This is a genomic window from Streptomyces sp. NPDC008092, assembly GCF_042957285.1.
Taxonomy (GTDB): domain Bacteria; phylum Actinomycetota; class Actinomycetes; order Streptomycetales; family Streptomycetaceae; genus Streptomyces.
Genome location: NZ_JBIBHY010000004.1, coordinates 137,017 through 160,533 on the forward strand (window position 1 = coordinate 137,017; position 23,517 = coordinate 160,533).

A 23,517-nucleotide genomic window follows, 5' to 3' on the forward strand; every position below is an offset into this window, starting at 1 on the left:
GCAGAGGCAGTGACGTGAGGAGGCAACCGGTGACGACCGCTGGACAGCCCGTGAAGGGCCGCTCGACCCGTCAGCGGGCAGCCGTGGCGGCGGCCCTGGACGAGGTCGAGGAGTTCCGCAGCGCGCAGGAACTGCACGACATGCTCAAGCACAAGGGCGACTCGGTCGGCCTCACCACGGTCTACCGCACCCTCCAGAACCTCGCCGACGCCGGCGAGGTGGACGTCCTGCGCACGTCCGAGGGCGAGTCGGTGTACCGCCGTTGCTCCACCGGCGAGCACCACCACCACCTGGTCTGCAGAGCCTGCGGCAAGGCCGTGGAGGTGGAGGGCCCGGCGGTGGAGAAGTGGGCCGAGGCCATCGCCGCCGAGCACGGGTACGTCAACGTCGCCCACACCGTGGAGATCTTCGGTACCTGCGCGGACTGCGCGGCGGGCTGCTGAGCTACGCGCGCGTGAGGTGCCGGTCGAGGATCGCGCGCAGCCGGGCGGCGTCGGCGGGGTCCCGGAGACCGCGTTTGGGCAGCACGGTGAAGCAGGAGACGTTCTTGTCGTCGCTGTAGGTGAAGAAGGCGTCCTTGGTCTCCCGGTACCGGGGCTGCGCCGACCAGTTGAGCGACGTCGTGCTGTTGTCGTTGACCAGCGTCAGCCCGGCGTCCGTGACGGTCGCGTGAAACGTGCCGTTGCGGGCGCCGAGCTTCTGGAACGCGCGGGCCTGGAGCCGGGGTGTGAAGAACACCAGGACCGCGGCCAGGGGCATCAGGACCAGCAGGAACCAGTTGGGCTTGTCGCGCCCCGCCAGGGAGAGCGAGGCGTTCAGCACGAAGGCGAGCGCCACGACGACGAAGGCCCAGCGCCGCGGCCGCACCCACCGCCGCCGCAGCCGCTCGCGTTCCCGCAGCGCCCCCGTGAAGTCCTCCATCGCCGGCTGGTAGACCAGCTCGACCACGCCCCGTTCGGCGTCCCGCCCCATGTCCATGACCATGGGGCGGATAGTACCGGCGCCCTTCAGCTCCGGTCGAAGCACCTCTCCAGCTCGTTCAGGTCGTAGAACGTGCTGTGCTTCGAGACCGGCTTGCAGCCCGCCTTGAAGGCGATCTCCTTCTCGTTGTAGAGCATCCGCACCAGGTAGTCGTCGCCCTTCCTGAAAACGTCCCACTGGATGTTGGAGGCGAGCGAGGCCACCTCGGCGCCGCGCCACGGGTTGTCGGCGTAGGTGTAGTCGGCGCCCGGAGCGGCCGCCTGCTCGCTGCCCGGCAGCCGCATCAGCGCGGCCAGCGGGATGATCTCCTCGGCGTGCGTGAAGCGGAGTTCGGCACCGAGGGTGCTGGTGCCGTCCCGCTTGGCCTCGACCTGCTTGAAGAGGTCGTCGAGCAGGGGCTGGGCCATCTTGTAGGTGATGTCGCTGTCCGAGAAGCTCGGGCCCTTCTCGTAGAAGTCCTCGGCGTCGCCGAGGTAGCCGAACCAGGCCGCGTCGCGCGGGGCGATGTAGCGGTCGAAGTCCCAGCCCCTGCCGTCCGGGCTCTCCTCGCTCATGGCGGGCGCGATGGCGTAGAGGTTGTAGACGGCGGTGGCGGCGGTGATGTCGTCGGCGGTCGAGGCGAACTCGCCGTCCACGATGCGCTGCACGAAGGCCGGCTTGAAGATCCTGCCGAGGACCCGGGCGGCCGCCTTGTGCGAGGCCGGCTGGTCGGTGACCGCCTTCAGGGTCGAGGCGAGGCGCTCGTCGCCCGCCAGCCACTTCTGGTAGTCGGCGCCGCCGGCGGACTTGTGGAAGTAGAGGAGGTTCTTGTCGACGCGGGCGGTGCCGAGCGAGGCCTTCAGCGCCGGGTCGGCGTCGGTGAGGGCGGTGGTGAAGACCGTGCCGCTGTCGACCGCGCGGCCCTGGCCGGAGCTGACGACGTCGATCTTCTCGCCGGTCGCGGCGATCGAGGAGAACAGGCCCGGCAGGCGCTTCTCCAGGCGGACGGCGGTGGCGCGGAGCTCGTCCTTGCCGCGGCCGCTGAGGTTGCCGTACCCGGTCGCGCTCATGGCCGCTTCGAGGGCCTGCACGTCCGGGCCGAACTTGTTGCCGCGCGCGGTGAGTTGGCCGTCGGCCTGGGCCTGGTTCCAGAGCGCGAGGACCGTGTCGCCGTCCTCGCCGTCGGTGGCGGAGCGGGAGCCGTGCCGGGAGACGTTCTCGGTGAAGACGGCGGTGTAACCGGCGGGCGGCTGCTGGTAGGTGCGCGGGTTCTGGCCGGGGGCGTAGACGGCCTTGGTGCCGTAGCTGTCGCGGTGGGTGAGCCCGGAGTCCGTGGCGTGCGCGGGCAGCGCGGCCAGGAGCAGGGCGCCGAGCGAGAGGACGGGGATGACGCGCTTCATGAGGACCGTTCCAGAGGCGGGAGACGACCGGGGGGTGGCCAGCGATGGATCTTCCGCATCCTCGACGGCCCTCATGAACGGCGCGTGGCCGTCAGGTGCCGGAGGGGTTCTCCTCGGTGCGGCCCTCCATGGCCAGCAGTTCCTCGTTGGGGATGGCCCCGCCGAACCGCCGGTCACGGGAGGCGTATTCGACGCACGCCCGCCACAGGTCGCGGCGGTCGAAGTCGGGCCACAGCACGTCCTGGAAGACCAGCTCGGCGTAAGCGCTCTGCCAGAGCAGGTAGTTGGAGGTGCGCTGCTCACCGCTGGGCCGCAGGAACATGTCCACGTCGGGCATGTCGCCGTAGTAGAGGTGCTTCTGGATGGTCTTCTCGGAGACCTTCGACGGGTCGAGGCGGCCCGCCTTCACCTCCTCGGCGATCGCCTGCACCGCGTCGGAGATCTCCGCCCGGCCGCCGTAGTTCATGCAGAAGTACAGGGTGAGCAGGTCGTTGTCCTTGGTCTGCTCCTGGGCGACCAGCAGCTCCTTGGCCACCGACTTCCACATCCTGGGCATCCGGCCCGCCCAGCGCACCCGGATGCCGAGCTCGTCGAGCTGGTCGCGGGTCTTGCGGATGAAGTCGCGGTTGAAGTTCATCAGGAAGCGGACCTCGTCCGGCGAGCGCTTCCAGTTCTCGGTGGAGAAGGCGTAGAGCGAGATGTTCCGGACGCCGATCTCGATGGAGCCCTGGAGCACGTCGAGGACGCGCTCGGCGCCGACCTTGTGGCCCTCGGTTCGGGGCAGCCCGCGGTCCTTCGCCCAGCGGCCGTTCCCGTCCATGACGATCGCCACGTGGTTCGGGACCAGCTCGCCCGGGAGCTTCGGCGGGCGGGCGCCGGACGGGTGCGGCTCCGGCGCCCTGTACTCGCGGCGCTGACGCCCCAGGATCCCGCGTACGACCATGTGCTTCTCGTCTCCCTCTGGCTTTCCCGCTAGCTCTTCCCGCTAGCTCTTCTCCACGTACCTGAGCGAGCGCAGCCCGCGCTCCAGATGCCAGTGCAGATAGGCCGACACCAGCCCGCTGCCCTCCCGGACGTGCCGGGCCTCGGCCGCGTCCGCGGTCTCCCAGTCTCCCGTAAGCAGCGCGCCGAGCAGAACCAGGGTCTGCGGCGAGGGTACGACGCTGCCGGCCACCCGGCAGTCGACGCAGACGCTGCCGCCGGAGGCGACCGAGAAGAAGCGGTTCGGTCCGGGCATGCCGCACTTGGCGCAGGCCTCGAAGCTGGGCGCGTAGCCGTTGACGGCGAGGGAGCGCAGCAGGAAGGCGTCGAGGACGAGGTGCGGGGCGTGCTCCCCGCGGGCGAGGGTCCGCAGGCCCCCCACGAGCAGCAGGTACTGCTGCACGGCCGGCTCGCCCTCGTGGTCGGTGAACCGCTCGGCGGTCTCCAGCATCGCCGTCCCGGCGGTGTACCGCGCGTAGTCGGTGACGATCCCGCCGCCGTACGGCGCGATGGTCTCGCTCTGCGTGCACAGCGGCAGCCCGCGCCCGACCAGCTCGCTCCCCCGGGCGAAGAACTGCACGTCGACGTGGGAGAAGGGCTCCAGGCGGGCCCCGAACTTCGACTTGGTCCGCCGCACCCCACGGGCCACCGCCCGCACCCTGCCGTGCCCACGGGTGAGCAGCGTGATGATCCGGTCCGCCTCGCCGAGCTTCTGGGTGCGCAGGACGACGCCGTCGTCCCGGAAGAGACTCATGGCGCACCGCCCCCCGGCCGGACGCCGTGCCCGCCGCACGGCCGCAGCACGATCCGGTCCGCCTCACCCGGCTTCCGGGTGCGCAGCACGTTGCCGTCGTCGCGGAACAGGCTCATGGGCCCATTCTGCCCTGCCGCCGGAAGGGGGTGGCGGGCAAGGCCGCTTCAGGAGGCCTCGCCGCGGCTGCGGGCGTTGGCGTGGGCGGTGGCCGCGCCGAGCCGTTCGGCCTGGGTGGCGACGCGTACGGCGTCCGGGGGCGCGTCCCACTCCCGGCCTCCCCCGTACGGCCGCAGCTGCACGTAGGGGCCCTCGTGGCCCATGACGATGCCCAGCCGTCCGGTACGGGTGTCGACGGCACAGGAGCCGATGGGGAGGTTCATCGCGTTCACCTCACCTGGCTCCCCCGCCCCTGGGAATTTCACGCTTCGCATCACCGGTGTGGCGCTGCGTGCCTAGACTCGGCCGGAGTCTGTCCCGGGCTCCGGGACGGCGTTCACATCAGACCAGCGCCCGCGAGGTACTTCGCCACGCACTCGGTCTCCTCCTGCGACAGCGGCACCTGGGGCTCCGCGGTGGCGGGGCAGTCGATCACGCCGCGCAGGTGCAGCGCCGCCTTGAACGCCCCCAGCCCCGCCGAGCTGCCGCCCATCCGGGCCGGGTCCCCGGCGCCGGTCATCCGGAAGAGGCCGCACAGCCGCTCCTGCTCGGCCCGCGCCCGGTCCCAGTCGCCGGCGCGGCAGAGGCGGTGGAGGCGGACGTAGCCCTCCGGGTCGACGTTGGCGAGTCCCGGGACCGCCCCGTCGGCGCCCAGCGCGAGGGCCGAGTCGACGGTCAGCTCGGACCCGGTCAGCGCACTGAAGCCGGTCAGGCCCCTGCTGCCCGTGACGACCTCGCGGAAGCCCGCCAGGTCGCCGCTGGAGTCCTTCAGCCCGGCCAGCACCCCGGCGGCGGCCAGTTCGAGAACGAGGTCGGCGGGGAGCTTGGTGTGGACGGCGGCCGGGATGTCGTACGCGATCACCGGGACCGGGGACCGCTCGGCGACCAGGCGGAAGTGGCGGGCGATCTCGGCGGGGTGGGTGCGGGTGTAGAAGGGTGCGGTGACGACGACCGCGTCCGCGCCGGCCGCGGTGACGGACGCGACGTGGTCCAGGACCCGGGGGGTCGTCATGTCGATCACGCCCGCGAGCACCGGGAGCCGGCCGGCCGTGTGGGCGGCCACCGTCTCGGTGACCAGCCTGCGCTGCCGGTCCGTCAGGTAGGCCGCCTCCGACGTCGAGCCCAGCACGAACAGGCCGTCCACCCCGGCCGCCGTCAGATGGTCGACGAGCCTGCGCAGGGAGGTGACGTCCACCTCGCGGTCCGGTGTCAGGGGCGTGCAGACGGGCGGTACGACACCGGTGAGCGGGGTGGGCAGCGTCATCAGGGCTCCCTGGGCAGGCTGTGGCTCGGCTGGTCCTCCTCCACAGGATCCACGGGGTGGTGGCAGCGGTAGCGGTGACCGGGCCGTGACGCGGCCGTGAAGTCAGGCATGCGGACGGCACACGCGTCGTCCGCGCGCCAGCAGCGGGTGCGGAACGGGCACCCGGACGGCGGCCGGGTCGCCGAGGGCACCGGGCCGGTGAGCGGGATGGGGTCGATCGGGTTCAGCAGGCCCGGGGTGGCGGAGAACAGGGCCCGGGTGTACGGGTGCCGGGCGTGGCCGGTGACGTCGGCGGCCGGGGTGTCCTCGACGATCCGGCCCAGGTACATGGTGATCACCCGGTCGCTCATCCGCCGTACCGTCTGGATGTCGTGGGAGACGAAGACCATGGCGAGGCCGAGGCGTTCGCGCAGGTCGAGGAGGAGGTTGAGGATCTGGGCGCGGACCGAGACGTCCAGGGCGCTGGTCGGTTCGTCCGCCACCACCAGGCCGGGGTCCAGGGCGAGCGCGCGGGCGATCGCGACGCGCTGGCGCTGGCCGCCGGAGAGCTGGCCGGGCAGCGCCTCGGCGAGGGCCCGCGGCAGGCCGACCAGGCTCATCAACTCCCTCACCCTGTCCTCCCGTTCGGCCTTCGTGCCGCGCTCGTGGACGTCCAGCGGGTCGCGGACGATACGGCGTACCGGCAGCCGGCGGTTGAGGGCCGTCGAGGGGTCCTGGAAGACCATGCCGGTGCTCGCGCCCACGGTCGTCCGGCGTTCGGCCTGCGGCATCTCCCACAGGTCGCGGCCGTGGAAGGTGACCGTGCCGGCCGTCGGCCGCTGGATGCCGACCAGCACCTTCGCCAGCGTCGACTTCCCGCACCCCGACTCGCCGACCACGCCGACCGTCTCGCCGGGCGCCACGGTGAGGTCGGCGCCGGTCAGCGCGTACACCTTGTCGCGGCCGAACAGGCCCCCGCCGCGGGCCCGGTGGACCACGTCGACGCCGGTCAGCCGCACCGCGCTCATGTGACCGCCTCCGTGCTCGCCGCCGGGTCGACGGCCGGGTGGTGGCAGGCCGCGGTGTGGGCGGGGGTGCCGACGAGGCCGGGTGGTGTCGTACGGCAGATGTCGCTCGCCGCCGGGCAGCGGCCGCTGAAGCGGCAGCCGGCCGGGAAGTCGGCGGGCGACGGCACCACGCCCCTGATCTGGGTGAGCCGCTCGGCCCCGGACTCCAGCGACAGCACGCTGCCGAGCAGGCCGCGCGTGTAGTGGTGGGCGGGGGCGCCGACCAGTTCCGCGGTGACGCCGGTCTCGACGATCTGGCCGCCGTACATCACCACCACCCGGTCGGTGACGTCGGCGACCAGGGCGAGGTCGTGGGAGACGAGGACCAGCGCGAAGCCGAGTTCCTCGCGGAGGCGGAGCAGGAGGGCCATCACCTGGGCCTGGACGGTGACGTCGAGGGCGGTGGTCGGTTCGTCGGCGATGATCAGGCGGGGGTCGCGGGAGAGGGCCATCGCGATCAGGACGCGCTGGCGCTGGCCGCCGGAGAGTTCGTGGGGGTAGCTCCGCAGGGTGCGGGTGGGGTCGAGGCCGACGAGGGTGAGGAGTTCGGCGGGGGTGCGGTGGCCGCCGCGTCTTGTCAGCTGCCTGAGCTGGGCGTTGATGGTCATGGAGGGGTTCAGGGAGGAGAGGGCGTCCTGGTGGACCATCGCGATCTCGTGGCCGAGGAGGCGGCGGTGGGGGGTGGTGAGGTCCACGGGTGGCTGCGGGCCGGTGGGGGCTGGTCGCGCAGTTCCCCGCGCCCCTTTGGGGCGCGTCCCCTCACCGGCGTGGAAATCGATTCGGCCCGCTACCCGTGCCGACTTCGGTTGCAGGCCCATGATCGTGAGGGCCGTGAGGGACTTTCCGCAGCCCGACTCCCCCACCAGGCCCAGGACTTCGCCCGGGTGGATGTCGAAGCTGATGCCGTTGACGATGTTCGTGCCCCGGTGGCGGTCCGGGAAGGCGATCGTGAGGTTCTGCACGGAGAGGACCGGGGGGCCGTCGCGGGAGGGGAGGGGACGGGCACGCCGTCGGAGCCGGTCGGCCGCCTCGGTCAGGGACGGGAGCTCCAGGGCCTCCCCCGGCTCAAGTACCTCCGCGGGCTCCGTCGGCTCCACCTCCCTCGCCGCCGGTGACGCCCACGCGTCCGAGACGCCCTCGGAGAGGATGTTCAGGCAGAGGACGGTGAGGAGGATCAGCAGGCCGGGGAAGAGGGTGGCCCACCAGCCGCCGGTCAGGACCATGTTCCGGCCGTCGGCGATGACGCTGCCCCAGGACGGGTCGGGGGGCCGTACGCCGGCGCCGACGAAGGACAGGGAGGCCTCGAAGACGATGGCCTCGGCGACCTGGACGGTGCAGAAGACGAGGACGGGGGCGAGGCAGTTGACCGCCACGTGGCGGACGACGATGTGCGGGGTGCGGGCGCCGATCACGCGTTCCGCGGTGACGTAGTCCTCGCCGTACTGGTCGAGGACGTTGGCGCGGACGACCCGGGCCACCGGTGGGGTGAACAGGAAGGCGATCGCGCAGATCAGGACCGTGATGCCGCCGCCGAAGACGGCGACCAGGACGGCGGCGAGCGCGATGCCGGGGAACGCCATCACCACGTCCAGGCAGCGCATCAGGGTCTCGTCGACGGCCTTGCGGGAGGTGGCCGCGAGGGCCCCGAGCAGGGCGCCGGCGACCAGGGCGAGGGCGGTGGCGCCGAGGCCGATGGCGAGGGACCAGCGGGCGCCGTACATCAGCCGGCTGAGGATGTCCCGGCCGAGGCTGTCCTGGCCCGTCCAGTGGGCGCCGGAGGGGTGCCCGGTGCCGTCGACGGGGGCCTGCTGCGCCAGGGGGTCGTCGGGGGCCAGGAGGGGCGCGAACACCGCGACCAGGACGATCACGGTCAGGAAGGCGAGGGCCGCCTTCGACAGCGGTGACAGCCTGCGCAGCCGTACGCCGGGGCGGGCGAGCGCGGCGGTGAGGGCGGCGCGGGTGAAGGTCGTCATGTGGCCTCCCTCAGGCGCGGGTTGACCAGCAGGTAGAGGATGTCGATGACGAGGTTGACGACGACGAAGCCGGTCGCGGTGGTGAGGACGACGCCCTGGACGACGGCCGGGTCGCCGTTCTGGACGGCGTCGATCATCAGCTTGCCCATGCCGGGCAGGGCGAAGATGGTCTCGATGACGACGGCGCCGCCGAGCAGGTAGCCGACCCGCAGGCCGAGCACGGTCAGGGGGTTGACCAGGGCGTTGCGCAGGACGTTGCGGCCGACCACGACGTGCGGCGGCAGGCCGCTGCCGATCGCGGTGCGGACGTAGTCCCTGTCGAGTTCCTCGACCACCGAGGTGCGCACGATCCGGGTCAGCTGGGCGGCCACCGGGAGGGAGAGCGCGAGGGCGGGCAGGGCCATGGTCCTGAGCCAGCCGGTGACGGAGTCCTCCGGGTTGATGTAGCCGCCGGACGGGAACCAGCCGCGGTCGACCGCGAGGTACTGGATCATCAGCAGCGCCAGCCAGAAGGCGGGGGCGGCCACCCCGACCAGGGAGAGGACGCGGATGATCTGGTCCGGCCAGCGGTCCCGGTGGATGGCGGCGGTGACGCCTCCTGCCAGCGCCAGGACGACGGCGATGCCGAGGCCCAGGAAGGTCAGCTGGAGGGTGAGCGGCAGGGCGGTGAGGACCTGGTCGAGGACCGGGGTGCGGGTGAGGGCGCTGGTGCCGAGGTCGCCGTGGAGCAGGCCGCCGACGAAGTGGACGTAGCGCAGCGGGAGGGGGTCGAGGAGGCCGTTGCGGGCGCGGAAGTCGTGGAGTTGCTGCGGGGTGGGGTTGGCGCCCTGGAAGAACGCGGACGCCGGGTCGACGTCGGAGAACCGCATCACCAGGAACACGAACAGGGCGATGCCGAGCAGCAGGGGCACCAGCAGGGCGGTGCGGCGCAGCAGGATGCGCAGGACGGCGGCCACGGGGTCAGGACCACCTGGCGGTGAGGACGTTGATGCCCGGGTAGGGCTGGGCCCTTATGCCGGTGAGTCTGCGGGGGTCCCAGGCGGTGATCAGCTCGTTGTGGACGACCGGGTAGAGGACGGCCTGTTCGGCGACGACGTCGATGTAGTCCTGGATCATCGTCTTCTTCTTGTCCGGGTCCGGTTCGCGGGTGGCCGCGTCCATGTCCTTGAAGAGCTGCCTGGCGACAGCGTTGTCGGCCCAGCGGGCGTAGCCCATCCACAGGTTCCGGGGGCCGTAGTTGTAGTGCATGATCAGGTCGGCGTCGAGGCCGAACTGGTTGGGGTTCGAGACGGCGGCGACGACCTGGTAGTCCTGTTTCTGGTCCATCTTGGTGAACACGGCCGTGGTCTCCTGCGGGGACAGGGTGGTGGCGACGCCGATCGCGTCCCAGGACGACTTGATGGTGGGCAGGCAGTCGACGAGCCAGCTCACGTTGGACGCGAGGATGTCCACGCGCAGGCCGCTGACCCCGGCGGCCTTCAGGAGCGCCTTCGCCCGGTCGGGGTCGTGGCCGTAGACCGTTTTGGCCCGGCGGTAGGCGGGGTTGGCCTCGTTCAGGAACGAACTCGCGGGTTTTCCATGGCCCTTGAGGGCGACCTCGACGATCTTCGCCTTGTCGATCGCGTAGTGCAGGGCCTGCCGGACGCGGACGTCGTCGAAGGGCTTGTGCCGCGTGTTGAACATCAGGAACGCGTTGTTCATCCCGGCCCCGCCGCCGACCGAGAGGCCGCCCTGTTCGAGGCGGGGGATGTTGGCGTAGGGGATGTTGTCGGAGATCTGGGCGCCGGCACCGGCCCCGGAGATCCGTGCGACGCGGGAGGCGGCGTCGACGATCGTCAGCCAGTTCATCTTCCGGAAGGCGGGTCTGCGGGGGCCGTTGTAGCGGTCGTACGCGGCGAAGGTGGTGTTCGACTTCGGGTGGTGCCCGGTCTGCCGGTACGGTCCCGAGCCGACCGCCAGTCCCCTGATCGCGTCGTCCCAGGCGCCGGGCCGGGAGAAGACGTGCTCCGGCATGATCTTGGCGAGGGTGAGGCGGGCGACGCCGTCCGGGAAGGGGAACCGCAGCACCAGGTCGACGGTCCGGGTGTCGACCTTGCGGACCTCCTTCAGCCAGCTCGCGAAGAAGCCCTGGGCGAGGGTCTGGGTGCCGGGGTCGAGGATCCGGTCGAAGACGAAGACCACGTCGTCGGCGGTGACCGGGCTCCCGTCGTGGAAGGTGGCCCCGGAGCGCAGGGTGAACCGCCAGGTGGTGGCGTTCGCGTCGGCGGGCAGCCGGGTCGCCAGCGCCGGGTAGGGGGCGCGGGTGATGGGGTCGGTGTCGGCGAGGCCCTCGTAGAGGTGGTTGTTGGCGGCCATCGCGAACGCGGACGCGGTCTGGGTGGGGTCCCAGCTGCCGTCGTTGCCGTAGCCGATCACCGCGGTGAGGGTGCGGTCGGAGCCGCTGCCGCCGAGGTCGATCGTGGACCTGGGGCCGCACGCCGTCAGCGCCGGCGACAGGGCGGCCGCCGCGCCCAGCGCGCCGGTGTGTGCCAGGAACGTCCTGCGGCCGTGGGTCGCCTCGTCGCGCACGGTGCCTCCAGCGTGGGGGAAAGGAGACGTCGGACGTCCGGTGTTAGCGCGACCATAAGAAAGGGTTCGGGGACGGTCAAGGCAAGGCGCGCGAATGGCGTAAACCGTCAGAGGTGGGACCAATGGCGCCGGGTGGGCGGGGCCCATGCGGCCACGGGCGCGCGGGAGTTGGCGCCGGCCGCACGGGCGGCGGCCGGCGCCGGGGTGCCGGGTCCTGTCGTCACCCGTCGTCGCCCGGAGGGCGGCCACGCGGCGTCAGGTGCGTGCTCCCGGTGCGGCGGGAGTGCGTGCATGGCGTCGCACGGCAGACGGGAACGTGACGACAGGGCCTAGGCGGGAGCCGTCAGCTGGGCGGCCACCGCGGCGCCGTCCAGCCACACGTTCTCCCGGGAGATCCGGCCGTCGCGGAACTCGAAGACGTGCAGGATCCGGAAGGTGACCCGGCGTCCGCCGCCCGGGATGCCCAGCATGGAGCCGGGCACGGTCCCCGTCATCACGTGCTCCATGGTGACGGCGTCGTCGGAGTAGTAGGTGTGGGTCCGCTCCTCGCTCTCGGCGTGGAAGTCCTTGCACAGCTGCCGGTAGAAGTCGAGCGCCGCCGGGATGCCGCGCTTCGGGCCGTTCGGGTCGCCGACGACGTCGTGCTCGATGTCGTCGGTGTAGACGGCGACCGAACCCTCCGGATCACCGCGTTCCTCGGCGCTCATGTGCGCCTCGATCAGCGCTTCCATCTCGGCGGTCGTCATGGAGCCCATGGTCGGGAGCCCCCTCTCTCGTCACGCCGCGCACCCCTCGCGGAGCCCGCGGCCCCCGTAATGAGACAGTGCTACCGTAATGAGAGAAGTTTCTCACGACAAGAGGGGATTCTCATCATGGAGGGGCGTGCAGGGGCCGGGGAGAGCGCGGGGGGCGCGCAGGACGGCCGGCGCAACCAGAAGCTGCGCACCCGCCGGGCGCTCGTGGACGCGGCCGCCGAGCTGCTGCGCGCGGGGCACCCGGTCACCATCGCGGACGTGGCCGAGGCCGCCCGGGTCTCGCCCGCCACCGCCTACCGCTACTTCTCCAGCCCCCAGGAGCTGATCCGGGAGACCCGCACCCTGCTGCGCAGCCCGGACGTCACCGCGGACCTGCCCGCCGACGCCGCCGGGCGGGTGGACACGGTGGTCTCCCGGGTCGCCGACATGCAGCTGGCGAACGAGCCGGCCTGGCGGGCCATGCTGAGCGCGAGCCTGCAACGGTACTTCGAGCGGGCCGACGACGACCCGGCGGAGCACTTCCCCGTCCGCAGCCGCAACCGCCTCGACCTCTCCCGCACCGCCCTCGACCCCCTCACCACCACCCTCCCGCCCGCCGCCCTGCGCCGCCTGACCATGGCGCTCACCCTGGTCTACGGCGTGGAGGCCCTGGTCTCGACCCGCGACGTCTGCGAACTGGACCCCGAGGAGGCGAAGAACGTCATGCGCTGGGCGGCCCAGGCCCTGCTGGACACGGCCCTCCGCGAGGAGACCGAGGACTAGGCACGCACCCCGAAAGCAACACCCCGAAAACAGCGCCCCCGAAAACAGCACTCCCGAAGGGGCGCGGGGAACTGCGCGACCAGCCACGACGGCGCCGCAGACGACAACCGGCAGACGACTAACGGCAGACGGCAAACGGCAGCCCCGACAACCCGCCCACCAGTTAATGTACGCTGAGTCCATATAACTGGCGGCGACCCGGCCGGGAGGCAGCACGTGGAACAGGGCACGGAAGGGCCCCCGGCACGGCGGGGGCGCGGGCGGCGGCCCGCGGACGAGGTGCGGGCCGACGTGCTCGCCGCCGCCGGGGCCCTGCTCCTGCGCGACGGCATGGCCGCCTTCACCTTCGAACGGGTCGCCCAGGAGGCCGGGGTCAGCAAGACGACCCTCCACAAGTGGTGGCCCTCACGCGGCACGCTCGCGCTCGACGGCTACTTCCACGCCGTCGAGCCGGTCCTCGCCTTCCCCGACACCGGCGACATCGGGGCCGATCTGACGGCCCAGGTCCGCGCGTTCGTGCGGCTGCTCACCGAGACCCCGGCCGGGCGGGTCATCGGCGGGCTCATCGGCCAGGCGCAGACCGACCCCGACCTGTCCGCCGCCCTGCTCCAGCGCTACACGGGGCCGCGCCGCGAACTGGCCGTGACGGCGATGCGGCGCGCCCAGGACCGCGGCCAGCTGCGCGCCGACGCCGACCCCCAGGTCCTGGTCGACCAGCTCTGGGGGGCCTGCTACCACCGCCTGCTGCTGCCCGACGAACCCCTCACCGAGGACTTCGCGGACCGGCTGGTCGCCAACCTGCTGCACGGGGTCGGCACCGGCTGAGCCGGCGGGCGGCTACGGCAGCGTCTTCTCGTACGACGCGTCGTGGTCGGAGTCGTAGACGAGCTTGCCCGCCGCGTCGTAGCCCTTCAGGTGCGGGGCCGCGGTGACCTGCTTGTGCAGGGTGCCGGTGGCGACGAACCAGCCGTGGTCGAGGACCACCTCGCCCGCGCTGCCGCCGTAGGAGACCGTCATCGTGGCCACCGAGGCCCGGTACCCGCCGATGATCCCCCAGCGGAACGGCAGCTTCCAGTTGCCCTTGTCGATGACCGACTCCTGGTACAGCTTGCCGCTGTTGATGTCCGGCACCACGGGCGTCCGCGCGTCGCCGAAGGGGTCCCCGATGCTGGTGTTCAGGCCGGAGGCCGCGCCGTCCTTGACGGTGCAGATGAGCCGGGCGGGCACCGGCTTCTCCCGCACCGCGACCACGAAGTAGCCGTCGCCGGGGGCGTTGGAGTCCCCGGTGCTGCGCATCGCCAGGATGATCCGGTAGTCGGCCGGGCTGCCGAGGTCCGTGTAGGTCGGGTCCTTGGGGAGGCGGTGCGCCTTGTTGTAGTCGAGGCACTTGCCGAGTCCGGCGGCGGCCTGGCCGAAGGTGATCCCGTCCAGCAGCTGGTGGGCCGCGGAGGCCGGGCGCGCCGGGGCCGTCGGGGTACCCGACGGGGCCGAGGCCGACGAGGCGGCCGGGGCCGACGGGGTCCCGGACGGTGCCGGGGCCGACGCGGTGGCCGGACCGGTCGGTGCCGGGCGCGCGCTGGTCAGCACGGTGGGGCTGGGCCCGGCCGGGCTGGTCGTGGTGGTGCCGCCGCCGAACGCGTACGCCCCGACCGGCACCGCCGCCAGCGCCGCCAGCGCCGCCCCGCCCACGGCCAGGCGCCGCCGCCGCTCCAGCACGCCCCGCCGGCGGATCTCCGGGTACGGCACCGGTGACGGCCGGACCAGGGACGCGTCCCCGGCCAGCAGCGCCCGCACCCGGGCCTCGAACTCCGGCTCGGCCGCCCCGCCCTGCTTCTCGCCGCTCACCTGCTGCCTCCCTGTGCGGGCGCCGCGTGGCTCATGGCCTGCGCGAGTCCCGGAACCGTACGCAACTTCGCCAGGCCTTTGGACGCCTGGCTCTTGACCGTGCCCTGGGAGCAGCCGAGCACCTCGGCGACCTCCCCCTCGGACAGGTCCTCCCAGTACCGCAGCACCACCACCGCGCGCTGCCTCGGCGGCAGTCCGGCCAGGGCCGCGAGCAGCGTGCCGCGCTCGTCGGCCCGGGACACGGCGTCGTCGTACCCCGCGCGCTCCGGCGGTGCGTCGGTCAGCGACTCGGTGACCCGGCGCTTGCGGAACCGGTCGCTGTTGCAGCTGACCAGCATGCGGCGGACGTACGCCTCCGGATGGTCGGTCCGGGACACGCGCCGCCAGGACCGGTAGGCCTTCGCCAGCGCGGTCTGCGTCAGGTCCTCCGCGTGGTGCGGGTCGCCGGTGAGCAGATAGGCGGTCCGTACGAGGTGCGACCACCGTGCTCTGACGAATTCCTGGAACTGGGCCTCTAGTTCGGCCTGCATCAGCCACCCCCTCGCCCTCCAGACCACCGGACCCGTGGATTCGGTTGCCCGGCCGGGAGAAGGGGCCCGGGCCGGGCGGCCGGGGCACCGCTCAGGGCGCCGCGACCCGCCGGAACTCGATCGTGTCGTACGCCGTCCTCGTGCCCGTCTCGTACAGCACCCCCACCGTGCCCCTGTCCACCTGGACCAGGTCCGAGTAGGCGGCCTTCCGGTCGGACAGGGTGAGGTACCTGTCGAAGGTGATGCCCTGGTCCGTGCTGGTCCACAGGGCCATGGACCGGCGGGCCGTCGGGACCGAGGGGGCGGAGAAGAGCAACGGGCCCTCGCGGCCCGGGAGCTGGAGGACGGAGCCCTCGACCACCGGGACCCTGGAGAGGGTCGGCTGGACGGTGTAGGGGGCGTCCAGGGTCTTGCCGCCGTCGCTCGACCAGGCCTCCAGGCGGTTGCCGGGGCTGGAGCCGTTCTGGTCGCGGGCGTTGAAGTAGAGGCGGCCGTCGGGGAGTTGGGCGGCGGTGGTCTCGTTGGCGTTGTCGTGGCCGGTGTAGGAGTCGTCGACGAAGCCGAGGTGCCAGCTGAGGCCGTTGTCGTCGCTGTAGATCGCGTGGCCGCCGTAGTACCTGGCCTCCCGGCCGGTGTCGGCGGAGCCGGCGCGCGGGGCGGCGGAGTGGTCGGCGGCGACGACCAGGCGGCCGCGGTGCGGTCCCCGGGTGAGCGCGACGGCGTGCCCGGGGCCGGTGGCGTACCAGCGCCAGCCGGAAGGTTTCACCTGGGCGGTGATCTCGTGCGGGCGGGTGAAGTGGCGGCCGTCGTCGCGGCTGCGCTGCACGTACACCCGGCGGCTCTGCGCCTCGGTCACCTGGCCGCGCATGATCTGGTCCTCGTTCACCGAGCCGTCGTTGTACGAGGTCACCAGGACGACCTGGCCGGTCCGCGGGTCCACCACCGGCGCCGGGTTGCCGCGGGTGTCCCCGTCCCCGGCGGCCACCACCCGGAGCGGGTCCCAGGTGCAGCCGCCGTCGGCGGAGCGTCTGAGCACGACGTCGATGTCGCCGCTGTCCCCGGTGGTGGTGTGCCGGCCCTCGGCGAAGGCGAGCAGGGTGCCGCGCGTGGAGCGGACGACGGCCGGGATGCGGAACTGGGCGTAGCCGCCCTCGCCGGAGACGTACGGCACGGAGGACTCGCAGCCGGCCGCCCAGGCCCTGGGCGCGGCCGTGAACGCCCCGACCAGCAGGGCGGCGGCGAGGGAGATCCGGCTCGCACAGGACACAGGAGACACATGGTTCACTCTCCCCATGGTGCTCCCGGCCGCCTTCGGCGCACCTCCACAACGGCCGAACGGGTAGGCGGATCTGGCGCCCCGTCAGGCGGCGGCGCGGGTCGTGCCGGACTGCCGCGCACCGGGCTGACGTGGTGAATCGCCCCGGCAGCCGGCACCACGGCCGCCAACGGCGGTCGGCCGCGGACCTGGTGACGATCCGCCAGGCCTCCTTCGGCCACGCGGGTGAACGTGCTCAGGACGGCATGCGCGCCGCCGCCAGCAGCCGGCTCACGTCGGCGGCGCAGATGGTCAGGGCCGCGCCGACGGTGCCGAGGACCTCGCGTTCGGCGTTGGTGTAGGGGCCGTCGGCGAGCGCGATCCGGGCGCCCTGCAGGAGCAGCGCCTCCCGCCCGGCGGGGGCGAGATGCGGGGCCAGCGGGTCGAGGGCCTCGTGCAGCTCTATCGCGAGGCTCGCGCGGTACGGCTGCTCGAAGACCCGCCCGGTGTCCGCGACGAGGGCCTCGACCAGCGCGCTCAGCTGGTCCTCCGTGGCCTCCTCGAAGCCGGCCGCGCGGACCGCGCCCGCGGCCGCCTCCAGGGCCGTGCGGGCGCAGGTGCCGCCGGCCGCCAGGACGGCCAGGGCGACGGTGTGCACGGCGTCGCGGAGCATCGCCGAGAAGCGGGAGGTGGTGGGGTGGTCGAGGACGTCGGTGCCGTAGTGGTGGCGGCAGGCGGCGCACTCCACGACCGGCCCGGTGGTGCCGCGCGGCAGCACGGGCACGCCGAGCAGGGTGAAGCGGCGCCGGCCGGTGAGCCGCTGGTAGTTGCGGTCGCCGCCGCAGCCGGGGCAGAAGAACTCCCCGTCGCCGACGGGTGTCCAGGCGGTGCGGGTGCCCACAATGCGGGCAGGCCTGGCGGTTCGGCAGTCTCGTCCCCGTACTGGCAGCACGTCGCACCTCCGTAACGCCGTGGCAACATCGCCACCGCTGGCGTGATGTTAGCCACATGGAGGAGCCGGAGTCAGTACCCCGTACGAGACCAGTCCGTGACCTGCCCGGCGAGATGGCCGGGAAACGACGGGGCCCTGATCGCCACGAGAGCTGATCAGGGCCCCGAAACCGCCGGTCAGAGGGATTATCGCGTCGCGCGGTTGACGGCGGAGACGACCGCCTTCAGCGACGCACGCGTCGTGTTCGCGTCGATGCCGATACCCCACAGGATCTTGCCGTCGATCGCGCATTCGATGTAGGAGGCGGCCTGCGCGGAGGCGCCCTCGCTCATCGTGTGCTCCTGGTAGTCCAGCAGCCGTACGTCGATGCCCAGGCCCTGCAGCGCGTCGAAGAACGCGGAGATCGGGCCGTTGCCGGAGCCGGTCAGGACGGTGTCCTCGCCGTCGACGGTGGCCTCGACGGTGAGGGTGTCGGTGCCGTCGGTGTCGGTGGTCGACTGACCGGTGCGAACCTGGACGCGGCCCCAGGGGTTCTCCGGGTTCGGCAGGTACTCGTCCTGGAAGACCGACCAGATGGCGGCGCCGGTGACCTCGCCGCCCTCGGCGTCCGTCTTGGCCTGGATGATCTTCGAGAACTCGATCTGCATCCGGCGCGGCAGGTCCAGCTTGTGGTCGTTCTTCAGGACGTACGCGATACCGCCCTTGCCGGACTGCGAGTTGACCCGGATGACCGCCTCGTAGGAGCGGCCGACGTCCTTCGGGTCGATCGGCAGGTACGGCACGGCCCACTCGATGTCGTCGACGGTGACGCCCTTGGCGGCGGCGTCGGCCTCCATGGCGTCGAAGCCCTTCTTGATGGCGTCCTGGTGGGAGCCGGAGAAGGACGTGTAGACCAGGTCGCCCACGTACGGGTGGCGCGGGTGGACCTCCATCTGGTTGCAGTACTCCCACGTACGACGGATCTCGTCGATGTCGGAGAAGTCGATCTGCGGGTCGACGCCCTGCGAGAACAGGTTCATGCCCAGGGTGACCAGGTCGACGTTGCCGGTGCGCTCGCCCTGCCCGAACAGGCAGCCCTCGACGCGGTCGGCGCCGGCCATCACGGCCAGTTCGGCGGCGGCGACGGCGGTGCCGCGGTCGTTGTGCGGGTGGACGGAGATGCAGACGTGCTCGCGGCGGGAGAGGTTGCGGTGCATCCACTCGAAGCGGTCCGCGTGCGTGGACGGGGTCGAACGCTCCACCGTGGCGGGCAGGTTGAGGATGATCTCGCGGCCCGGACCCGGCTGGTAGACGTCCATGACCGCCTCGCAGACCTCCAGCGCGAAGTCCAGCTCGGTGTCCGTGAAGATCTCGGGGCTGTACTGGTAGCCGAACTCGGTCTCGGGACCCAGCAGTTTCTCCGCGTACTCCATCACCAGGCGGGTGCCGTCGACGGCGATCTGCTTGATGTCGTCCTTGGAGCCGCGGAAGACGACCCGGCGGAAGACCGGGGCGGTGGCGTTGTACAGGTGGACGGTGGCCCGGCGGGCGCCCTTCAGCGACTCGACCGTCCGCTCGATCAGGTCCTCGCGGGCCTGGGTCAGTACGGAGATGGTCACGTCGTCCGGGATCGCGCCCTCTTCCTCGATGATCGAGCGCACGAAGTCGAAGTCGGTCTGGCCGGAGGCGGGGAAGCCGACCTCGATCTCCTTGTAGCCCATCTTGACCAGCTGGTCGAACATCCGGCGCTTGCGCTCGGGCGACATCGGGTCGATCAGGGACTGGTTGCCGTCGCGCAGGTCGGTGGAGAGCCAGCGGGGAGCGACGGTGATCCGGTTGTCCGGCCAGGTGCGGTCCGGGATGTCGACCTGCTCGTAGCGGCCGTACTTGTGGATCGGCATGGTGCTGGGCTGCTGGCGGTTCGCCATGATTGCGGGGCTCCTAGTGGGTGTCCGGAAGGACGGCCGACGACGCAACGCGAAGCTCCGCGGGGAGGGAGTCGACCTGGACTACAGGCCCTCGCCGCGGCAGCTAAGAAGAAGCAGCCCGAAACGCATGATGCTCCGCATGCTAGCCGAGCCCCTTCGGAGGCGGGGCGCCGTATCAGTATGCGGGACCACGGGGAGGAAAGGGACAAAACGTGCGCCATACCACTCCCCGTCACGGAGGGTGGTCAATTGTCACGGTATTTCACCAATCATGGTTGCGGGTAGTGACACCGGCGTGACGCGATGCGATGGTGCGGTGCATGACGACCAACGGGGGCTCTGAGCCCGTCATCAACCGCACGCCCGTCTTCTGCGGGATCGTGCCACCGCACATCCTCGACCGCCTCGCCACCCACGAGGACCAGGCACTCGCCGACTCCGCGCTGCGCACCCTCCAGCACGACTCGGCCCAGCGCACCCGCCGCCGCGTGACCGCGGTCCGCACCGCGGCCGCCGCCGTCGCCACCCCGGCACCCGCGACCGCGCAGCCCCACCGCACGATCTACGACGCCGAGCACCGCACCGGCCTGCCCGGCACCGAGGTCCGCGCGGAGGGCACCGAGCCCGGCCAGGACGCCACCGTCAACCGCGCCTACGCCGGCCTCGGCGCCACCTTCGACCTGTACCTGAAGGCGTACGAGCGCGACTCCATCGACGGCAGCGGGCTGCCGCTGAACGCGAGCGTCCACTACGACGTCAACTACGACAACGCCTTCTGGAACGGCGACCAGATGGTGTTCGGCGACGGCGACGGCGAGATCTTCGTCGACTTCACCACCTCCGTCGACGTCATCGGCCACGAACTCACCCACGGCGTCACCCAGTACACCGCCAACCTGGAGTACTACGGCCAGTCCGGCGCCCTCAACGAGTCGGTCTCCGACGTCTTCGGCTCGCTCATCAAGCAGTACTCCCTCGGCCAGACCGCCGACCAGGCCGACTGGCTGATCGGCGAGGGCCTGCTCGCCCCGGGCGTGAACGGGGTGGCGCTGCGCTCGATGAAGGCCCCGGGCACGGCGTACGACGACACCCGCCTCGGCAAGGACCCGCAGCCGGCCACCATGCAGCACTACGTGAAGACCAGCCGGGACAACGGCGGCGTGCACATCAACTCCGGCATCCCCAACCACGCCTTCTACCTGCTCGCCACCGCCCTCGGCGGCAACGCCTGGGAGCGGGCCGGGCAGATCTGGTACGACGTCCTCACCGGCGGCGAACTGCAGTCGGACGCCACGTTCGTCGACTTCGCGAAGCTCACGGTGGCCGCGGCCAAGGCCCGCTACCAGGCGGGCGAGGAGAGCGAGGCGGCCCTCAAGGCCTGGTCCCAGGTGGGCGTGCAGGCCTCCTGACCGTGCGCGGGCGAGGACGGGGGCGGGGATGCGCAGCGCCCCGTTCCGTACTACACAGGGACCCATGCGTATTCAGGTGAGGCGCACGGGCGGGTTCGCGGGCATCGAGCGCCGGGCCGAGGTGGACACCTCGGGCCGGTCCGACGCCCCCGAGTGGCAGGCCCTGGCCGAGCGCGCGCTCGCGGCCGGCCGGGGCTCCCCGCCGCCCGGCGTACCGGACGGGTTCGCGTACGAGATCACGGTGGACGGACGGACGGTGTACGCGGCCGACCCGCGGCTGTCCGAGGACCAACGCGAACTGATCTCGCGGGTGTTGAAGGAAGGGGCGTGACCGGGCTCCGTAACGGGTAGTTCACGCCCGGGCGTTGACTTACGTTACCGGTGGTAAGGATGATCCCGGCCATGGCGACAGACTCGGTCCATCCGATCCCCGGCTTCCCCCGCTTCCCGGACGGCTTCCTCTGGGGCGTCTCGACCTCGGCGCATCAGATCGAGGGCGCGGCCGACCTGCGCGAGCCGTCCGTGTGGGACGTGTTCGAGGCGGAGCCGGGCCGGATCAAGGACGGCTCGACGGCGGCGGTGGCCTGCGACCACTACCACCGCCACACCGAGGACGTGGCCCTGCTCGCCGGCCTGGGCGTGGACGCGTACCGCTTCTCGATCTCCTGGCCGCGGGTGCGCTCGGCGGGCGGCCTGGACTTCTACGACCGCCTGGTGGACGAGCTGTGCGCGGCCGGCATCCGCCCGGTCCCGACCCTCTTCCACTGGGACCTGCCGGCGGCTCTGCAAGAGAAGGGCGGCTGGCTGGACCGCGACACGGCGTCGCACTTCGCCGACTACGTCGCGACGGTCGCCGACCGGCTCGGCGACCGCGTGAAGAAGTGGATCACCCTCAACGAGCCCGCCGAACAGACCCTGTTCGGCTACGCCCTGGGCGCCCACGCCCCCGGCGAGCAGCTGATGTTCGACGCCCTCCCGGTCGCCCACCACCAGCTCCTCGCGCACGGCCTGGCGGTACGGGCGCTGCGCGCGGCCGGCGCCGCCGACATCGGCATCGCCAACTCCCACGGCCCGACCTGGCCGGCCTCGCAGGAGCAGCCGGACCTGGAGGCGGCCGCCTTCTACGACCTCCTCCTCAACCGCCTGTTCGCCGAACCGCTCCTGCTCGGCGAGTACCCGGACGGCATGGGCGACCTGATGCCCGGCGACGTCGCCGCCGACCTGAAGGTGATCGCCGAACCGCTCGACTGGTACGGGATCAACTACTACGCCCCCACCAAGGTCGGCGCCCCGCAGGGCACCGAGATCGAGTTCGGCGGACTCACCCTCCCCGCCGAACTCCCCTTCTCCGTCCAGGACATCGAGGACGTCCCGGTGACGGACTTCGGCTGGCCGGTCGTCCCCGAGGGACTCACGGAGCTTCTCACCACCTTCCGCGACCGCTACGGCGACCGCCTCCCGCCGGTCGTCATCACCGAGAACGGCTGCTCCTACCAGGGCGTCGACGACCAGGACCGGATCGCCTACCTGGACGGCCACATCCGGGCCCTGCACAGGGCGGTCGAGGCCGGCGTGGACGTGCGCGGCTACTTCGTCTGGTCGCTCCTCGACAACTTCGAGTGGGCCGAGGGGTACGAGCGCCGCTTCGGCCTGGTCCACGTCGACTACGCGACACAGGCGCGGACGCCGAAGTCGTCGTACGCCTGGTACCGGGACGTCCTGCGGGCGCAGAGATGACGACGACCCGCGAGCCGGCCGACCCGGCCGCCGCCCTGGCGGAGCCCGTCGAGCGGGTCGGCCGCGGCTGGACGTCCGCCCTCTCCCTCGCCAACGGGGCGATCTGGGTGGGCTGGTACGGCCCCCTGCAGATCCTGCTCGCCTCCCAGGCCAAGGACTTCGCGCCCGGCTCCGGGATGTCGAAGGAGACGATGCTGGCCTGGGTGACCGGCGTCGGCGCGGTGGTCTCGCTGGCCGCGAACCCGGTCTTCGGCGCGCTGTCGGACCGCACCACGTCCCGCTGGGGCCGCCGTACGCCGTGGATCGTCGCCGGTACGGCGGGCGGGGCGCTGTCCCTGCTGCTGCTCGCGGGTGCGGGCGGCATGTGGACGATGATGCTGGGCTGGGGCCTGGTCCAGCTCACCCTCAACGCGGCCTTCGCGGCGGTCACGGCGGCGGTACCGGACCGGGTGCCGAGGCTGCAGCGGGGCTCGGTGGGCGGCTGGCTGGGGGCCGCGCAGATCCTCGGCGTGGTCGGCGGCACCGGCCTGGCGACGGCCGCCGGGGGCATCGGGGCGGGCTATGTCGCGTGCGCGGTGTTCACGGCGCTGGGCGTCCTGCCGTACGTGCTCCGCCACCCGGACCTGCGGCTGGCGCCGGCCGACCGGCCGCCCTGGTCCTGGCGCGCCTTCCTGGCCGGCTTCTGGCTGAGCCCGCGCCGCTACCCCGACCTGGGCTGGGCCTGGCTGACCCGCTTCCTGATCAACCTCAGCAACGCGCTGGTCCTCCTGTACCTGCTCTACTACCTCCGCGACCGCCTGCACTACTCCGACCCCGACCAGGGCGTGCTGATCCTGACCGCCGTCAACGGGCTGACGCTGATGGCGACCGTCGTGGTCGGCGGGGTCTGGTCGGACCGGGTGGGCCGCCGCAAGCCGTTCGTGATCTGGTCCGGGATGCTGATGGCGGTGGCCACGGCCCTGCTGTCGGTCTGGCAGACCTGGCCGGGAGCGCTCGTGGCCTCGGCGGTGCTGGGCATCGGCTTCGGGGTCTTCACCTCCGTGGACTTCGCGCTGATGACCGACGTCCTGCCGAAGGCGGTCGACCGCGGCAAGGATCTCGGCGTCATCAACGTCGCCAACGCCCTCCCCCAGGTCGCGGCCCCCGCCCTCGCCGCCCCGATCGTCACCTACCTCGGCGGCTACCGCGTGCTGTACCTGGTGGCAGCGGTGATCGGGCTGGCGGGGGCGTGGCTGGTGGGGCGGATCAGAGGGGTGGACTAGA

At 72.1% G+C, this 23,517-nt stretch carries 23 protein-coding genes; 7 read left to right on the plus strand and 16 right to left on the minus strand.

Features of this window, described 5'->3' with window-relative positions; translation table 11 throughout:
• Positions 1–29: 29 nt before the first annotated feature.
• Positions 30–443, plus strand: coding sequence for a transcriptional repressor (locus ACFZB3_RS13675; RefSeq protein WP_391374415.1), 414 nt, complete (start codon positions 30–32; stop codon positions 441–443).
• A gap of 1 nt (position 444) precedes the next feature.
• On the opposite strand, the gene ACFZB3_RS13680 is transcribed toward ACFZB3_RS13675, so the two are convergent.
• The 11 genes from ACFZB3_RS13680 to ACFZB3_RS13730 all read right to left on the minus strand — a co-directional run bounded on the left by ACFZB3_RS13680 (position 445) and on the right by ACFZB3_RS13730 (position 11,848).
• Positions 445–984, minus strand: a complete 540-nt coding sequence (locus tag ACFZB3_RS13680) for a YcxB family protein (RefSeq protein ID WP_391374418.1) — start codon at positions 982–984, stop codon at positions 445–447.
• Positions 985–1,007: 23 nt separating this feature from the next.
• Positions 1,008–2,360, minus strand: coding sequence for a histidine-type phosphatase (locus ACFZB3_RS13685; protein WP_391374420.1), 1,353 nt, complete (start codon positions 2,358–2,360; stop codon positions 1,008–1,010).
• A 91-nt stretch (positions 2,361–2,451) separates the two neighbouring features.
• Entirely contained in the window at positions 2,452–3,303 is an 852-nt protein-coding gene (locus ACFZB3_RS13690; protein ID WP_391374422.1) for an isoprenyl transferase, read from the minus strand.
• A 42-nt stretch (positions 3,304–3,345) separates the two neighbouring features.
• Positions 3,346–4,095 (minus strand): DNA repair protein RecO, encoded by a 750-nt coding sequence (gene recO / locus ACFZB3_RS13695; RefSeq protein WP_391374426.1) that lies wholly within the window; start codon positions 4,093–4,095, stop codon positions 3,346–3,348.
• Between the two features lie 164 nt (positions 4,096–4,259).
• Positions 4,260–4,475: a hypothetical protein gene (locus ACFZB3_RS13700; RefSeq protein WP_351954944.1), complete on the minus strand. Its 216-nt coding sequence runs from the start codon at positions 4,473–4,475 to the stop codon at positions 4,260–4,262.
• Positions 4,476–4,588: 113 nt separating this feature from the next.
• The gene (locus ACFZB3_RS13705) at positions 4,589–5,515 is read right to left on the minus strand and encodes a dihydrodipicolinate synthase family protein (protein WP_391374430.1); all 927 of its coding nucleotides are present in this window, start codon (positions 5,513–5,515) and stop codon (positions 4,589–4,591) included.
• Entirely contained in the window at positions 5,515–6,522 is a 1,008-nt protein-coding gene (locus ACFZB3_RS13710) for an oligopeptide/dipeptide ABC transporter ATP-binding protein (RefSeq protein ID WP_391374433.1), read from the minus strand. Before ACFZB3_RS13710 ends, ACFZB3_RS13705 begins: the two co-directional genes overlap by 1 nt.
• On the minus strand, positions 6,519–8,534 hold the full coding sequence (locus ACFZB3_RS13715; protein WP_391374436.1) for an oligopeptide/dipeptide ABC transporter ATP-binding protein: 2,016 nt from the start codon (positions 8,532–8,534) through the stop codon (positions 6,519–6,521). Before ACFZB3_RS13715 ends, ACFZB3_RS13710 begins: the two co-directional genes overlap by 4 nt.
• The gene (locus tag ACFZB3_RS13720) at positions 8,531–9,490 is read right to left on the minus strand and encodes an ABC transporter permease subunit (protein ID WP_391374438.1); all 960 of its coding nucleotides are present in this window, start codon (positions 9,488–9,490) and stop codon (positions 8,531–8,533) included. The genes ACFZB3_RS13715 and ACFZB3_RS13720 overlap by 4 nt, the downstream gene beginning before the upstream one ends.
• Before the next feature lie 4 nt (positions 9,491–9,494).
• Positions 9,495–11,102, minus strand: coding sequence for an ABC transporter substrate-binding protein (locus tag ACFZB3_RS13725; protein ID WP_391374441.1), 1,608 nt, complete (start codon positions 11,100–11,102; stop codon positions 9,495–9,497).
• Between the two features lie 329 nt (positions 11,103–11,431).
• On the minus strand, positions 11,432–11,848 hold the full coding sequence (locus ACFZB3_RS13730; protein WP_391374444.1) for an ester cyclase: 417 nt from the start codon (positions 11,846–11,848) through the stop codon (positions 11,432–11,434).
• A 126-nt stretch (positions 11,849–11,974) separates the two neighbouring features.
• Between ACFZB3_RS13730 and ACFZB3_RS13735 the strand changes: the two genes are divergently transcribed.
• Positions 11,975–12,619: a TetR family transcriptional regulator gene (locus ACFZB3_RS13735; protein WP_391374447.1), complete on the plus strand. Its 645-nt coding sequence runs from the start codon at positions 11,975–11,977 to the stop codon at positions 12,617–12,619.
• Positions 12,620–12,835: 216 nt separating this feature from the next.
• Entirely contained in the window at positions 12,836–13,444 is a 609-nt protein-coding gene (locus tag ACFZB3_RS13740; protein ID WP_391374449.1) for a TetR/AcrR family transcriptional regulator C-terminal ligand-binding domain-containing protein, read from the plus strand.
• 12 nt (positions 13,445–13,456) lie between these two features.
• Here the strand turns inward: ACFZB3_RS13740 and ACFZB3_RS13745 are convergent, their stop codons facing one another.
• The 5 genes from ACFZB3_RS13745 to leuA all read right to left on the minus strand — a co-directional run bounded on the left by ACFZB3_RS13745 (position 13,457) and on the right by leuA (position 19,108).
• Positions 13,457–14,464, minus strand: a complete 1,008-nt coding sequence (locus ACFZB3_RS13745; RefSeq protein WP_391374452.1) for a hypothetical protein — start codon at positions 14,462–14,464, stop codon at positions 13,457–13,459.
• On the minus strand, positions 14,461–14,994 hold the full coding sequence (locus tag ACFZB3_RS13750; RefSeq protein WP_391374455.1) for a SigE family RNA polymerase sigma factor: 534 nt from the start codon (positions 14,992–14,994) through the stop codon (positions 14,461–14,463). The genes ACFZB3_RS13745 and ACFZB3_RS13750 overlap by 4 nt, the downstream gene beginning before the upstream one ends.
• Before the next feature lie 91 nt (positions 14,995–15,085).
• A complete protein-coding gene (locus ACFZB3_RS13755) occupies positions 15,086–16,261 on the minus strand; it encodes an exo-alpha-sialidase (protein WP_391375756.1) in 1,176 nt (391 codons plus the stop codon).
• 244 nt (positions 16,262–16,505) lie between these two features.
• Positions 16,506–17,201 carry a TerB family tellurite resistance protein gene (locus ACFZB3_RS13760; RefSeq protein WP_391374457.1) on the minus strand — a complete coding sequence of 232 codons (696 nt, stop codon included), beginning with the start codon at positions 17,199–17,201 and terminating at the stop codon, positions 16,506–16,508.
• A 185-nt stretch (positions 17,202–17,386) separates the two neighbouring features.
• Positions 17,387–19,108: a 2-isopropylmalate synthase gene (gene leuA, locus ACFZB3_RS13765; RefSeq protein ID WP_391374460.1), complete on the minus strand. Its 1,722-nt coding sequence runs from the start codon at positions 19,106–19,108 to the stop codon at positions 17,387–17,389.
• Positions 19,109–19,428: 320 nt separating this feature from the next.
• On the opposite strand from leuA, the gene ACFZB3_RS13770 reads away from it, so the two are divergent.
• From ACFZB3_RS13770 to ACFZB3_RS13785, 4 genes are all read left to right on the plus strand, one after another.
• Positions 19,429–20,517 carry a M4 family metallopeptidase gene (locus ACFZB3_RS13770; protein ID WP_391374462.1) on the plus strand — a complete coding sequence of 363 codons (1,089 nt, stop codon included), beginning with the start codon at positions 19,429–19,431 and terminating at the stop codon, positions 20,515–20,517.
• A gap of 64 nt (positions 20,518–20,581) precedes the next feature.
• Entirely contained in the window at positions 20,582–20,848 is a 267-nt protein-coding gene (locus ACFZB3_RS13775; protein ID WP_391374465.1) for a protealysin inhibitor emfourin, read from the plus strand.
• A 59-nt stretch (positions 20,849–20,907) separates the two neighbouring features.
• Positions 20,908–22,254 (plus strand): GH1 family beta-glucosidase, encoded by a 1,347-nt coding sequence (locus tag ACFZB3_RS13780; protein ID WP_391374468.1) that lies wholly within the window; start codon positions 20,908–20,910, stop codon positions 22,252–22,254.
• The gene (locus ACFZB3_RS13785; protein WP_391374471.1) at positions 22,251–23,516 is read left to right on the plus strand and encodes an MFS transporter; all 1,266 of its coding nucleotides are present in this window, start codon (positions 22,251–22,253) and stop codon (positions 23,514–23,516) included. The genes ACFZB3_RS13780 and ACFZB3_RS13785 overlap by 4 nt, the downstream gene beginning before the upstream one ends.
• Position 23,517: the final 1 nt, after the last annotated feature.

What these genes read in the sequence shown, in the direction of transcription:
- ACFZB3_RS13700 (WP_351954944.1), bottom strand. Translation starts at nt 4,475, where the DNA reads ATGAACCTCCCCATCGGCTCCTGTGCCGTCGACACCCGTACCGGACGG.
- ACFZB3_RS13710 (WP_391374433.1), bottom strand. Translation starts at nt 6,522, where the DNA reads ATGAGCGCGGTGCGGCTGACCGGCGTCGACGTGGTCCACCGGGCCCGC.
- ACFZB3_RS13730 (WP_391374444.1), bottom strand. Translation starts at nt 11,848, where the DNA reads ATGACGACCGCCGAGATGGAAGCGCTGATCGAGGCGCACATGAGCGCC.
- ACFZB3_RS13750 (WP_391374455.1), bottom strand. Translation starts at nt 14,994, where the DNA reads ATGCAGGCCGAACTAGAGGCCCAGTTCCAGGAATTCGTCAGAGCACGG.
- ACFZB3_RS13705 (WP_391374430.1), bottom strand. Translation starts at nt 5,515, where the DNA reads ATGACGCTGCCCACCCCGCTCACCGGTGTCGTACCGCCCGTCTGCACG.
- ACFZB3_RS13680 (WP_391374418.1), bottom strand. Translation starts at nt 984, where the DNA reads ATGGTCATGGACATGGGGCGGGACGCCGAACGGGGCGTGGTCGAGCTG.
- ACFZB3_RS13715 (WP_391374436.1), bottom strand. Translation starts at nt 8,534, where the DNA reads ATGACGACCTTCACCCGCGCCGCCCTCACCGCCGCGCTCGCCCGCCCC.
- leuA (WP_391374460.1), bottom strand. Translation starts at nt 19,108, where the DNA reads ATGGCGAACCGCCAGCAGCCCAGCACCATGCCGATCCACAAGTACGGC.
- ACFZB3_RS13780 (WP_391374468.1), top strand. Translation starts at nt 20,908, where the DNA reads ATGATCCCGGCCATGGCGACAGACTCGGTCCATCCGATCCCCGGCTTC.
- ACFZB3_RS13770 (WP_391374462.1), top strand. Translation starts at nt 19,429, where the DNA reads ATGACGACCAACGGGGGCTCTGAGCCCGTCATCAACCGCACGCCCGTC.
- recO (WP_391374426.1), bottom strand. Translation starts at nt 4,095, where the DNA reads ATGAGTCTCTTCCGGGACGACGGCGTCGTCCTGCGCACCCAGAAGCTC.
- ACFZB3_RS13775 (WP_391374465.1), top strand. Translation starts at nt 20,582, where the DNA reads ATGCGTATTCAGGTGAGGCGCACGGGCGGGTTCGCGGGCATCGAGCGC.
- ACFZB3_RS13735 (WP_391374447.1), top strand. Translation starts at nt 11,975, where the DNA reads ATGGAGGGGCGTGCAGGGGCCGGGGAGAGCGCGGGGGGCGCGCAGGAC.
- ACFZB3_RS13785 (WP_391374471.1), top strand. Translation starts at nt 22,251, where the DNA reads ATGACGACGACCCGCGAGCCGGCCGACCCGGCCGCCGCCCTGGCGGAG.
- ACFZB3_RS13690 (WP_391374422.1), bottom strand. Translation starts at nt 3,303, where the DNA reads ATGGTCGTACGCGGGATCCTGGGGCGTCAGCGCCGCGAGTACAGGGCG.
- ACFZB3_RS13685 (WP_391374420.1), bottom strand. Translation starts at nt 2,360, where the DNA reads ATGAAGCGCGTCATCCCCGTCCTCTCGCTCGGCGCCCTGCTCCTGGCC.